General features: G+C 42.4%; 10 protein-coding genes. All 10 read right to left on the minus strand.

The genetic code is table 11. The features are described from left to right. Positions 1-50: 50 nt before the first annotated feature. The 10 genes from CLHUN_RS03045 to pheA all read right to left on the minus strand — a co-directional run bounded on the left by CLHUN_RS03045 (position 51) and on the right by pheA (position 13,134). A complete protein-coding gene (locus tag CLHUN_RS03045; protein ID WP_080063093.1) occupies positions 51-1,718 on the minus strand; it encodes a response regulator transcription factor in 1,668 nt (555 codons plus the stop codon). Continuing rightward, positions 1,711-3,441, minus strand: a complete 1,731-nt coding sequence (locus CLHUN_RS03050) for a sensor histidine kinase (protein ID WP_165755644.1) — start codon at positions 3,439-3,441, stop codon at positions 1,711-1,713. Before CLHUN_RS03050 ends, CLHUN_RS03045 begins: the two co-directional genes overlap by 8 nt. A 226-nt stretch (positions 3,442-3,667) precedes the next feature. Continuing rightward, positions 3,668-5,533 carry an ATP-dependent zinc metalloprotease FtsH gene (gene ftsH, locus CLHUN_RS03055; RefSeq protein WP_080063095.1) on the minus strand — a complete coding sequence of 622 codons (1,866 nt, stop codon included), beginning with the start codon at positions 5,531-5,533 and terminating at the stop codon, positions 3,668-3,670. Between the two features lie 223 nt (positions 5,534-5,756). Continuing rightward, complete coding sequence (gene hpt / locus CLHUN_RS03060; protein WP_080063096.1) at positions 5,757-6,296, minus strand: hypoxanthine phosphoribosyltransferase; 540 nt, start codon at positions 6,294-6,296, stop codon at positions 5,757-5,759. Between the two features lie 99 nt (positions 6,297-6,395). Further along, positions 6,396-7,829, minus strand: a complete 1,434-nt coding sequence (gene tilS / locus CLHUN_RS03065; protein WP_080063097.1) for a tRNA lysidine(34) synthetase TilS — start codon at positions 7,827-7,829, stop codon at positions 6,396-6,398. Positions 7,830-7,882: 53 nt separating this feature from the next. After that, positions 7,883-9,223 (minus strand): replicative DNA helicase, encoded by a 1,341-nt coding sequence (gene dnaB / locus CLHUN_RS03070; protein WP_080063098.1) that lies wholly within the window; start codon positions 9,221-9,223, stop codon positions 7,883-7,885. 56 nt (positions 9,224-9,279) lie between these two features. Next, entirely contained in the window at positions 9,280-9,726 is a 447-nt protein-coding gene (gene rplI / locus CLHUN_RS03075; RefSeq protein ID WP_080063099.1) for a 50S ribosomal protein L9, read from the minus strand. A gap of 56 nt (positions 9,727-9,782) precedes the next feature. Next, positions 9,783-11,786, minus strand: a complete 2,004-nt coding sequence (locus tag CLHUN_RS03080; protein WP_080063100.1) for a DHH family phosphoesterase — start codon at positions 11,784-11,786, stop codon at positions 9,783-9,785. Positions 11,787-11,813: 27 nt separating this feature from the next. Next, the gene (locus CLHUN_RS03085; RefSeq protein WP_080063101.1) at positions 11,814-12,158 is read right to left on the minus strand and encodes a MazG-like family protein; all 345 of its coding nucleotides are present in this window, start codon (positions 12,156-12,158) and stop codon (positions 11,814-11,816) included. 133 nt (positions 12,159-12,291) lie between these two features. Further along, complete coding sequence (pheA, locus tag CLHUN_RS03090; protein ID WP_080063102.1) at positions 12,292-13,134, minus strand: prephenate dehydratase; 843 nt, start codon at positions 13,132-13,134, stop codon at positions 12,292-12,294. Positions 13,135-13,309: the final 175 nt, after the last annotated feature.

Raw genomic sequence — 13,309 nt, forward strand, 5'->3', positions numbered from 1 at the left:
GTGGCAACATAACTGAACAATATTCATATCTTTACATTCAAATCATCTCTTTACTTGATAAGCTTTGAGTCTCTGTACTCCTGGGGAGTCATGGATGTAATCTTTTTAAAGAACCGCGCAAAGTTGGTTGCGCTCAGGTATCCCACCGCTTCAGAAATCTCGTGGATTTTGTAGTCGGGATTCTCCAGCAGCTTTTTTGCCTTTTTTATGCGGCACTCGCTTATATAGTCCGAAAGATTCTTTCCTGTGACCTGCTTAAACAGGCGTGAAAGATAGGAGGGGTTAAAATACACTATTTCTGCAAGCCGAACCAGGGAGACTTCATCCTGCAGGTGCAGGTGTTCATTTATATGCTTCTGAACAATTCCGATTACATCCTGGGCCCTTTTTTCTTCTTCGCTGTCCTTAATTTCAAACAGTATTTCTCCAAGCTGTTTGAGATATTCCACTGCATATTTCCAGGACTCATGGTATTCCAGGTTCATAAGCTTGTACATACTGATTTTAAAAGCAATCTTTTCCGTAAGATTCCATTTGTTTATATGGGACAGTATTACAAGGGCTATGGAATAATACTGCTCCACAGCAACTATATCATGCATGCTTTGGATTGCCGCCAGTTTTTCAGACAGTGTCATAAGGCATGAGAGGAAATCCTCCTTGGTACCGTTTTCAAGGATTTCTGCCAGGTCCACGGCCCTGTTGCGTACAGAGTTATCTTTTACTATCCTCGAATGGTTCTGGAGATCCCTTTCAAGCAGGCTGGTATCTGAAAGAAGCAGTCCCTCCCCTTTTCCTATCCTGTAATTCAGAAGCATCTTCAGAGTAAAGTACCGGTCCTGAATTCCCCGCCAACTCACAGGAGTATCATCCAGAACAAAAGAAATGGATTTGCCCGTGCTGTTTGCGAAGGATTCCTGCATCAGCTCGGCAATTCCTTTAATGAAAGTAAGCATGTCGTTCCAATCCTCTTCCCCCGCACGTCTTTTCTCGCCTGTAACCGGCTGCAGGAACCATACTATAGTGGAGTTATCATGATTGAAGCATACAAACTTCGTTTTTACTGAGATATATTGTTCTGCTATCAGCCTGATGCTTATGAACCATTCTGTTCTGACGGAATATGGAATTCCCTTGGGAATATCATCAATCCTTCCAGCCATCATAACAACCGGCTCCTTCATGGACAGAGGGATTTCAAGTTCATCAAACTGCTGCTGCTTTATTTCAGACATACTGATCTCTTCATTGAGTATCCCCCTCAGAAATATGGTCTGAAGGAGATTCTTGGTAGTCCCAAGCTGTTCCTGGGCCTGCTTTACAAGGGCCGTACTTTTTAAATTTTCCTCTATCTTCAAGGCTGTTTTGGTAACTGTATCTATTATTTTTCCATAGCCTTCAGTCTTGAGGATATAGCTTACCCCTTCACTTTGAATGGCAGTATAGACATACTCGAATTCACTGTGCCCGGTGAGGAATATTACCTTGCATTCGGGCCACTTGCTGTGGATTGTTTCCAATAGCTGGATTCCGGTCATACCAGGCATACAGATATCGGTCAGAACAATATCAATTCTTGTCCTGTTCAACAGGTTCAACGCTTCCTGTCCGGAATACGCCTTATAGATATCAAGCTCTACTTCCCTGATACTACTCAGCACCTCACAGAGACCATCGGCAATTATTGCTTCGTCATCTACTATAAGCAGTCTAAACATTTTGTTCCTCCTTCTCCTGCATGATCGTGATGGTAACCCTCAGTCCCCCTGCTTCCCCTTTTTCAAGAGACAAACCGCTTAGCGGGCCAAACTTCAGTTTAAGCCTTTGATGTATATTTTGCAAGCCAGTTACCTCAGCACTTTCAGAATTGTCATCCAGGGATTTTCTCATGGTTTCCAATATGTGCTGGTCCAGATTGCTTCCATTGTCTTCAACTACTATTCTGTACTCATTCTCCAGCTTATCGAAACTGATTATAAGCAGCCCCTTCCCATTGGACATGGTCAACCCGTGCTCGAAGGCATTTTCAATAACCGGCTGCAGTATAAGCCGGGGAACAATCAATGGCTTAAAGCTGTCCGGAAGAGGATCGAACCTGACTTTAATCTGGTTTGAAAAGCGCATGGCCTGTATCTCCGAATATACCCTTGCATGATTGATCTCCTTCTCGATTGTAACTTCATCCGCAGCATTTCTTGTAATAAACTGAAAATATTGGCCCAACTGCTCGGTAAATATCTCCAGGTTTTCGTAATCACCTACCCTGGCCATGGTGTTCAATATGAAAAAGCTGTTATATAAAAAATGCGGCCGGATCTGAGATTGAAGCTGCTTCATCTCCGATTTCTGAACAAGTATCTTCTGCTTGTAAACCTGGTCAACCAGATTTTTCAGATTGTCCACCATGGAGTTAAACCTGTGGTAGATATATCGGAATTCATCATTGTGCCTGTGATCTATATTTATGTCAAAATCACCCTTTTCAACCTTTTTGAAGGAGGACGCCAGCTTGCCGATGGGCTTGTGTATAAACTGATACATGTAAATGGAATACAGCACGATTATAACCACAGCAGAAACTGTCAGCAGCAAAAACCATTTGCTGTACTTTTCAAGATCATGAAATACGGAATCCTCAGGCAGATATTTGCTGAGAGTGGAATTAAAGACACTTGAGGTTATCGATACCGCCAGATACCTGGTATTGTTCACGTGCACCACCTGCGCACCATTATCCATGGAGGCTATCTGATTGTAAACATTCTGGTTCAAGTCGGTATTATTTGCGGCAATAATCGATTTGTTCTTTTTGTTGACAAACATGACACCTTCTTTGGGGTTTTGCGTCATTGACTGCAATGCCTCCACAACTTTGTCCTTGGATATTTCAATAACTATTATAAAAAGTTTTTCCTTCCTTACCGCATATGAAAAGGGATACGAAACTGTCATATACTTTATTACATTTTCATCCATAGCGGCATCAGGCTGAGAGTCCAGATTTTTGATCCTGTCATACTGCGCCCTGTCAAATTCAGATACTGATGTAGCGGAGATAGTTCTTTCCAGAGCAGGCACCATGACATAAATATCCCCAATATACTTGCTGCTGTTTTTGACTGCATACAGCCGCTGCTGTACGCGGAGCATCCTTTCCATCTGCTGGATGCTGTCCAGGGATTCCGGAACCGCCGCCAGGCGGTTCAGATCCTTGTCATTGACCAGTTCAATCTCAAGGGTTCTTACCCTGTTAATGTCATTTTCAAGGCTGTCTCTATAAAAGGAAAGCTGGGAAACAATAGAATTGGATATTTCTTTTCTCAGAGTACTGATACCCAGGTCATATATAACTATACTCAGTATATATATGGGCATCAGAATTAAAATAAATGATATGATCAATCTCTTCAACACCGATTTGCGCCACAATTCTTTTTTCATTTCAGCCTCCATACAAACAGGTTTTCCGGCTCCGTACGATTGAGTCCATATTTCTTTTTTGATATTTCCCAATTATAATCTAAAAGGAAACATCTTTCAACAGGATTAATATGTATCCGGAATTGAGGTCTCACCGCCATTTACAGTCTTAGCAGCAGACAATCACAGATGGAAAAAATTAAGGGTTTGCTCACAGTGAGCAAACCCTTTTGCTGTTAAGAATTAATTAGCCTTCCAATTGAGGTGTGGTTGTTGCTCCTTCCAGCACTGCACCGTCGAATATTGCTTCAAATTCCGCACCTTCAACCTTTTCCTTGTCTAAAAGTATTTCCGCCAGCCTGTTAAGCTTATCTATATTTTCACTCAAAAGTTTCAGCGTTCTTTCATATGCATTGTCGATGATACTTTTAACTTCATTATCAATTATTGCAGCGATTTCATCGCTGTAATCTCTTGAGTGGGCCAAATCCCTGCCTATAAATACTTCGTCGTTTTCGTTGCCGAAAATCATATTCCCAAGCTTTTCACTCATACCATACTTGGTAACCATGTTCTTGGCAATTTGATTAACCTTCTTCAAATCACTGGAAGCACCTGTGCTGACTTCATTAAGTATGATCTGTTCAGCCGCTCTTCCTCCAAGTGCAATGATGATTTCTTCTATCAACTGGGACTTGGTGTGGTAGCTCTTGTCCTCCTGTGGTCTGCTGGCCGTATAACCTCCTGCCATACCCGCCGGAATAATTGAAACCCTGTCAACCTTCTGGCTTGTGGATACAAGCTTGATAGCTATGGCATGGCCTGCCTCATGGAATGCCGTAACCTTCTTATCTTTCTCGCTCATAACACGGCTCTTCTTTTCAGGCCCCATCATTACCTTGAAGGCAGCTTCCTTGATTTCTTCATTCCCTATCTTTTTCTTGTTGGCCCTTGCAGTAAGCAAAGCCGCTTCATTAAGAAGATTCTCCAAATCGGCACCCGTAAAGCCCGGTGTTATTCTGGCCAAATCGTCCAGCTTCACATCCTCTGAAAAAGGTTTGCCTCTGGAATGCACTCTTAAAATCTGTTCCCTGCCTTTTATATCAGGAAGCCCTACAACTACTCTTCTGTCAAATCTTCCCGGCCTCAGCAGGGCAGGGTCCAATATGTCCGGTCTGTTGGTGGCTGCAAGGATAATAACTCCTTCATTAATACCAAAGCCGTCCATTTCTACCAGCAACTGATTAAGAGTTTGTTCCCTTTCATCATGTCCGCCGCCCAGGCCGGCTCCTCTGTGCCTTCCAACAGCATCTATTTCATCGATAAACACTATACATGGAGCATTTTTCTTAGCCTGCTCAAAGAGGTCACGAACACGGGACGCACCAACACCCACGAACATTTCTACAAAGTCCGAACCGCTTATACTGAAGAAGGGTACTCCGGCTTCACCTGATACGGCCTTAGCCAGCAAAGTCTTACCTGTACCTGGAGGTCCCACCAGAAGAACACCTTTTGGTATTCTGGCTCCCAGCTCCACAAATTTCTTCGGCGCTTTAAGGAATTCAACAATTTCAGCAAGCTCTTCCTTTTCTTCGTCAGCCCCGGCCACATTTTCAAAGGTAACCTTCTTTTTGTCGTCAACTGTCATCTTGGCACGGCTCTTACCGAAGGACATCACTCTGTTGCCTCCTCCGCCGCCCTGAGACTGCTGGATAAAGAAAAACCAAATTAAAATAAGTATAATTACAAATCCGATTGTGGGTAAAATGGAGACCCACCAGGGTGCCTGCGGCGGAGTTGTAACATTGAATTTATCTATAATTTTGCTTTCATAAGCATTTGTAAATCTATCTGATGCAGATGTAACATCCGGAGGAACTGTAACTACATACTTTGTAGCTTTGCTCTTTTCATCCAGAGGTTTTCTGAGTTCTACGGTAGCTGTGTCGGTTTGCAGCCCGATACTTTTTACATTGCCAACCTCCATCTGAGTTAATAATTGGCCGTATTCCATTTTTGGCGGATTATCAGATGCAGTATAAAAAGTGATTATTACTAAAATTATTATAAAAATAATAATATAAAAACTGATACCCTTAAAATATTTCAAATATCTCCCTCCTTATGCTTACCAAGGTACCAAATCCAGTCCATAGGCCGATTCAACACACCCCACCTACGTTCTACCATTTATAAATTTAATACCAATCTGTTGATTCGTTCAAACAAGAAACTAAAGTTTATTTGATTTTTCCTGCCTTTGTACAGTATATATTATATTAGCATATACAATTATAAAACACAACAAACTCAATTGTCTGCCACTTTTTTAATTATTTCTGGTAAATTTCCTTTTTGAGAATGCATACCTCCGGGATATTCCTGTACTTTCCGGCATAATCAAGACCATAGCCTATAACGAATTCATCCGGGATTTCTATCCCCTTGTATTTAACCTGGACTTCTGCCTTTCTCCTGGACGGCTTGTCCAAGGCTGCGCAGATTTCCACACTGAGAGGTCCTCTGGTTTTAAGAAGTTCTACAAGATGGTTCAATGTAAGGCCGGTGTCTATAATATCCTCAACAATTAATACATGCTTCCCGGATATATTTATATCCACATCCTTGATGATTTTTACCACTCCTGAGGATTTGGATGAGTCTCCATAGCTGGAAACAGATATAAAATCCAAATCAACCGGTATGCTGATTTTTCTTGCCAAATCTGCAAGGAATATAAATCCGCCCTTTAAAACCCCGATTATGACCAATTCCTCTCCTTCATAGTCCCTTGAAATGCGGCTGCCCAGTTCTTCAACCTGCCTGTCCAGCTCCGCTTTCGTTATCAGTACGCGCTCAACTACGTCGTCCATGTGCCACTTATCCCCCTTGTTAAGTTTTAACCTGAATCATCTCTTATTTGACCCATTCCGGCATTTGTGCCGCCCCAGGAAAATTTCTCTATAAGCCCGTTATTCAAATTTCATATAAGTAATCATTAATACAGATTTAGTATTATCAGTTACTTTATAATTATCACTTGTTTTATTTCCTATAATCCAAATAATCTCCTTATTTATGGAAATTAGTGGGAAGCTGTCCCTTTGTTCTCTAGGAATTTTTATGTCGATAAAGTATTCTTTCAATTTCTTCGTTCCATTTGCCCGCAAAGGCTTGAAAATATCACCATCCCGCCTGTTTCTTACCACTAATTGAAAATTCTTGTCCGCACAGAGTCTATTTTCTATTTTGTCATAATCAAAAAACTCTGTGTCAGAGTCCTGTTTCTTACTTAAAAACTTCCTGCATTGCTCAATTGAATCAAAATGATGTATTTCTGCTTTAATTTTGCAGCCTGTACCGCTTATTTCAATCTCACAGGGAGGGCTCAGCAGGAACTCAAACCTTTCAATTTCATGATCAGTATGTTTTTGTATAGCTATGGTACTATAGGATTTGACCGCCATATAGCCAAACGGCAGATCAAGCCTTGAACCTGTCCGTCCGCCCGCAATCAGTTGGAGAAGCTTGTCAATGTGGATGTATTCCAGTCCGGTTGTTCTTTGGCTGGCCTCGGAAAAAGCAAGCCTCAGCACCCGGCTGCAAACGGCACGATGAAGCTGGGACAAACTCTCCAGATCCAATTCTACAAAATCGCATCTTTTCTCAACTACAGCTCTTTTATAGTATAATTCAGAATTATATCGTAAATAATCTTCATCTGCTACAAGAATTTTTGATAAACGCAGCAAATTATCTGTAATGTCGGCCCCTGCCGCAGCATTTATTTCCGGAAGTACCTTTAATCTGATTCTGTTTCTGAAAAAATCAGTATGAAGATTTGAACTGTCTGTGATTGCTTCAAGGCCCCGGCCGTCAACATATCCTTCAATGCTGCCTCTCTCGGCATCCAGCAGCGGCCTTATGATATTGTCCCTTTTATACTCTATGCCTTTAAGTCCTTCAGGGCCTGTACCCCGGAAAAGTCTCATAAGCAAGGTTTCTGCCTGATCATTTTTCGAGTGGGCTACAGCAATTTTGTGGGCGGACTTTTCCTCAAGTACCCTGTTAAAGATCTCATATCTTGCGTTTCTTCCCGCCTCCTCCAGAGATATTTTCTCCAGGAGGGCTTTATTTGCAATATCAATCCTCTCCACGACGGCTTCCAGTCCCATTTTGCCGCAGAGATCCTTCACAAAGCTTTCATCCCGCATTGCCTCTTCACCCCGGAGCATGTGATTTACATGGACGGGATAAAGCTTCAGCGAGTATTCTTCCGCTATTGAATACAGAATATGGAGAAGGCATACTGAGTCATACCCCCCGGATATTCCCACCACGATACCATCTCCATAATTAATCAGCCTATTTTTTTTAATTGTATCCAGAACCTGTTGTTTCAGCATTATAAATCCTCTTGTTAAGGAAAATCTGAATAAAAATCATATGACCATTATTTTTATTGCCTGAATTTCTCAAGATTTGCAAACTTTGTGTACTGCCCCAGCCACACCAGCTCAACCGTTCCGGTGGAACCGCTTCTGTGCTTGGCCAGAATAACCTCTGCTATGTTTTTCTTCTCGGTATCGGGGTTATAGTAGTCATCACGGTACAAAAACATAACAATGTCGGCATCCTGCTCAATTGCTCCTGATTCCCTCAAGTCACTGAGTATAGGTCTGTGGTCTGTTCTGGTTTCAGCGGCACGGCTCAACTGAGACAGGCATATGACAGGAATATTTATTTCCTTTGCCAGGATTTTAAGAGAGCGGGAAATTTCCGATATCTCCTGCTGCCTGTTCTCGCCTCTGGACTTGCTCCCCTGCATCAACTGCAGGTAATCAATAACCACCAGTCCCAGATTATGTTCAAGCTTAAGCCTTCTGCATTTAGCCCTTATTTCGGTAATCGAAATGCCCGGCGTATCGTCTATGAATATGGGTGCCTCCGACAGCGGTCCCAGGGCTCTGGCCACTTTCTGCCAGTCGTTGTCCTCGAGCTGACCCGTCTTCATTTTGTTGCTGTCCACCATAGCCTCGCTGCAGAGCATTCTGTTGACCAACTGCTCCTTTGACATTTCCAGGCTGAATATTGCAACCGGTATGCCACTATGAACCGCGGCATTCTGGGCCAGGTTCAGGGCAAAGGCCGTCTTTCCCATGGCAGGCCTTGCAGCGACCAGGACAAGATCCGAGTTGTGCAGTCCCGAGGTTTTAAAATCCAGGTCTGAAAAACCGGTGGGAATACCGGTAATATGACCTTTGTTATTATATAACTCTTCAAGCTTGTTGAAGGTGTCTACAAGTACATCTTTTATTGGTACAAAACCCTGGGAGCTTCTCTTTTGAAGAATATCAAAAATATTCTGTTCCGCTTTGTCCAAAATAAAGGACACCTCTTCAGAGGCACTGAAACCCAGCTCCACAATGTCGGAAGATGCCCTTATGAGCTTTCTCAGCAAAGATTTTTCTTCAACTATTTTTGCGTAGTGCTTTACATTTGAAGTAGTGGGCACCTCTGTGGCTATATTTGTCAGGTATTCCAGCCCGCCCACCAGCTCAAGCTTGCCATGAAGCTTCAGCCTCTCGGAGACGGTGATCAAATCTATAGGCTGGGCTCTATCAAAAAGTTCAATGATTACATCATAAATTTCCTTGTGGTCTGGTCTGTAGAAATCCTCCGGTTTAAGAACTTCCATGACAACCGGAATTACTTCCTTGTCAATCAGCATGGAGCCAATAACCGACTGCTCGGCTTCTATGCTTTGAGGAGGAATTCTCCCAAGAGTTCCTAACTCCATATCTCTTCCCCATTCTAATAACAGTAATTATTACCCCTGATTCCCTGGTCGCTTCTTTACAAGCTTTCTATTTTAACAGTAAACTTTGAACTGATTTCCGGATAAAGCTTGACCTCTGCCTCAAAAGTCCCTATAGCTTTTATAGCTTCAGGCATTACAAGCTTTTTCCTGTCAATATCCAGCTTGTGCTGGGTTTTCAGGGTTTCTGCCACATCCTTGCTGGTAATGGAGCCAAAAAGCTTGCCGTTTTCACCGGCTTTGACCTTTATGGTTACTGTGATGTTCTTTATCTTATTGGCAAGCTCCCTGGCCTGGGCTATTTCCTTTTCCTTCTTATGGGCCTCTGCTTCCTTTTTTGTCTTCATTATATTCATATTTGCAGCGGTAGCTTCAACAGCAAGTCCCTTGGGAAACAAAAAATTCCTGGCGTATCCGTCACTGGCCTCAACCATCTGCTCCTTCTTACCCAAACCCTTAACATCTTCTTTTAATATAACCTTCATATTAACCTCCCGCGCCGTGCTATGGCTTAAGCCGCACAGCGGCTCCGTATTTGTATTTATTCCTTGTTCAGACTGTCGATATATTCAAATATAGCGGTTTTCAGGCTTTCCTTGGCCTCCTGGATCGATACGTTCTCAATCTGCGCTCCCGCCACGGTCAAATGCCCGCCCCCGCCCAGCTTTTCAAGAATCATCTGAACATTTATTTCACCCAGGGACCTTCCGCTGATAATTACCTCACCCTCATGATAACTGAGCACGAAGGCGGCAACAAGACCTGACAGGCTCAAAAGCTGATCTGCGGCCTGGGCCGCAATCAACTGGGCGTTTTTTATATTTGTGGGACAAGTGGATATTGCAATATTATCATACACTACTTCAGCATCTTTTACTATATTTGATATTGCTATATAGGTTTTCAGATCATTCTGGAACAACTGTTTAACCGAAACAGTGTCCACTCCCTGTCTTCTCAGATAAGAAGCTGCTTCAAAGGTTCTGACGCCTGTTTTGAATATAAAGTTTTTGGTATCCACCACTATCCCTGCATACAGGGCTTCTGTCTCTATGCTGGTCAGCCTGATCTTTTCCTCAAGATACTGCAGCAGCTCGGTCACAAGCTCGCAGGTGGAGGACGCATAGGTCTCCTGATAGGATAGTACTGCATCCTGTATAAAATCGGCTCCGCGCCGGTGATGATCTATTATGACAATCTGGTCTGTCATGCGAAGCAGTTCCGGTGTTTCTGTAAAGCTGGGCCTGTGGGTATCCACCACTATAAGCAGTGTCTTTTTGGTGATAATGTCCAGCGCCTCGTTCCTGCCCACAAAAACATTGCTGTATTCAGGCTCCTTTGCAAGCTTGTTTAAAACCGAATCAATATTTGCATTGGAATGGTTCAAGACAATATTCACCCGCTTATCACGGCTCTTTACTATCCTGTATATGCCTAAAGCCGCACCCAGACTGTCGATATCCGCATTTTCATGCCCCATTATAAGCACCGAAGGTGCCTGGTCTATCAACCCCCTGAGTGCATAGGCTATAACTCTGGCCTTTACCCTTGTCCGCTTTTCCAGCTCCCTGTTCCGGCCTCCGAAAAATCTGAAGTTGTCGCCGTCCTTTATAACCACATGGTCTCCGCCCCTGCCAAGTGCTATATCTATACCTGCATAGGCATTTTGAAGATTTTCCACTATGGTGGGTGCATTGATGCCCATACCTATACTCAGCGTTACAGGAATTTTATTCCCTAGATTTATCTCCTTGACGGTTTCAAGTATTTCAAACTTCTTCTCTTCCAGCTCCTTTAAATACTTAAAGGCATGAATACACAAATACTTGTCCCTTTCAAACTTCTTCAGGATACCTCCCGTATGGCTTATCCAACTGGTGATTTTCTTTTCAATCTCAGCCATCATCTGAGGCCTTTTCGAATCTTCCAGGCTCTGCATCAGATCATCATAGTTATCAACAACAATGACGCCCACCGTGTTTTTGTTGTCCTCAAACCGCTGCCTTTCATTTATCAGGTCGGTATTGTCAACAAAGTAAAGCATTATTATAACGCTTTCCTTATCGTTATTGTCATCTACCTTCACAAGATTTCCCAGCACTGAATAATACCTGCTGCTGATGGTCACATCCTTTGAGATATTGATGCTGTCCCCTTCTGTAAGCTGAGGCCGTATTTCAGTAACAAGATTTGCCACAGTCCTCTGCAGAAAATTGTCATCTTCAAAAATGCCCTTAAAGGAGGAATTATACCAGACAGTGGTGCCGTCCAGCTCCGCAAGCACCAGCGGCATTGGAAAGTTAAGCAGAGTATCCTTCGTTGCACAGTCAATGTTAAAGGTCAGTGTCTCTATGTATTTTGTTATTTCTCTATTCCTTATGTGGTTTGATTTGTAGTTGTATATAACAAGAAAAATAAACAGGACAAACCCCGGAATAGCCACTAATGGATTTAATATTGTAATTATCACAATCAAGAATAAAATTACCAAAAGATAGAAACCGGCTTTTGGTATAAAAATGCGTGATAGTTTTTTGTTATCCATCTAAAATCTCCTCTTGCAGAACACTTCCTAGGCCCCTTGCCTCTTGCTTCTGGCACCGTTCAAATGCTTTGACAGCTCAGAGAGGTCACCATAATATTTTTCAACATCATGGTTCTCAACAAGACCCAGCCTGATCTTATTTTCGATTTTTGTTTCAATCGCTCTATAATTAATTCCAAATCGTTTTCCCAGCAGGTAACAGATTAAAATAATGTTGGCCAGTGTGTCTGACAGCGTATCGGATACCTCTTCGCGGACTCCGTTCACCAGAGCCTTGAATAAATTGGCAACATCCGTCAGAAGCTCGCTTTTCAGCCAATCAATAATTTTAACATTCCTGGTAATATCCAGTTGATTTTCAAATAAAGCCATTTTAACCTCCCATAGCATGCGGCACCGGTACAATTAGTGATTCGTTCCTAAATTATACCACTTTTGAGGTTATTTGACTTCATTTCCCAACTAAAACCCACAGGCTGAACAGAAATTTTAGTCTGCCAGCTTGTTATATTTTACCCGTAAACGCGGGATAAGAACCAATAAATTTGTAAAATGAAGTTTTTCTCTTTACCATGGTCAATGCATCAAATACATCCTGATTATTGATATGACCGTCTATATCAATAAAAAATATATACTGCCCCAGGGCATTTTTCGAAGGCCTTGACTCAATTCTTGACATATTTATATCCCACAGACTGAAAATGTCCAATATCCTGTAAAGGCTTCCCGGCCTGTTATCGGTTGAAAACACTATGGAGGTCTTGTCAAACCCCGTAGGGGCGCTTATGGACTTGGATACAATAACAAATCTTGTGTGATTGTTTTCCACATCCTGGACATTTCTCTCCAGCACCTCGAGACCATATATTTTTGCAGCAATATTGGAGGTGACAGCAGCACAGGTACCATCGCCGTCAACCACCCTCTGCGCCGCTTTTGACGTACTGTTTTCCTCAAGCTGCACCGCTTCGGGAAATCTGGCATTCAGGAAGTTTCTGCACTGCCCCAGCGGCTGTGGATGTGACATGATTACGCTGATATTTTCCGCCTGTGTTCCCGGCTTTACCACAAGGTTCAGATTTACAGGTATTATAAACTCATCAACTATAAACAAATCCTCTTCCTTCGCCAGCACGTCCAGCGTCACATTAATGGCACCCTCAAGAGAATTTTCAATAGGTACGATTGCCTCATCCACCTGGTCGTTCTTAAGAGCAGATAAAACATCATTAATTGATGAATATTCCTTTAAATCATATGATTTATTGTGTTCAGCCTTATACGCCTCGACAGCCTCATGAGAGAAGGTCCCCTTCGGCCCTAAAAAACCAATGCTTTTATCCATCTACCTAAAATATCCATCCTTTATTTTAACAATATTATATAAAAATCTAATCCGACAATAATATATAATATCATTCTTTGCCTATTTTTCCAACAAGAATGTTGGTTATTGCTTTTTAACATTATTTCTGTCAAAATAAAAAAAGAACAGGTGTTTGAACTTACTGCTTACATGC

The sequence above is a fragment of the Ruminiclostridium hungatei genome, from assembly GCF_002051585.1.
In the GTDB taxonomy this organism is placed as follows: Bacteria; Bacillota; Clostridia; order Acetivibrionales; family DSM-1351; genus Ruminiclostridium; species Ruminiclostridium hungatei.